The organism is Pseudomonas sputi (assembly GCF_021603585.1).
In the GTDB taxonomy this organism is placed as follows: Bacteria; Pseudomonadota; Gammaproteobacteria; order Pseudomonadales; family Pseudomonadaceae; genus Aquipseudomonas; species Aquipseudomonas sputi.
Genome location: NZ_BQHI01000095.1, coordinates 1 through 255, shown reverse-complemented (window position 1 = coordinate 255; position 255 = coordinate 1). Strand labels below are relative to the sequence as shown.

Sequence of the window (255 nt, the reverse complement as noted above, 5' to 3'; positions counted from 1 at the left end):
TCTGAGTTCGGGATGGGATCAGGTGGTTCCAACGCTCTATGGTCGTCAAGAAATTCGGGTACTGACTCGCGGCCGGCTGGCCTCGCTTCAGCAAATTGGGTATGTGACAGCTGTCGGTGTCTTGTGAGCGTCGAACTTTCGGTTCATTGCGTCTTCACACACCGCAATCTGGCCTTTCGACTCAAATTGCTTGGGTGTTATATGGTCAAGCCTCACGGGCAATTAGTATTGGTTAGCTCAACGCCTCACAGCGCT

Annotated in this window: 1 rRNA gene; it reads right to left on the bottom strand. The window is 52.5% G+C overall.

The features are described 5' to 3' along the window. A 5S ribosomal RNA gene (gene rrf, locus L6D81_RS29850) occupies nt 1-50 on the bottom strand; the annotation flags it as partial. Between the last annotated feature and the right edge of the window lie 205 nt (nt 51-255).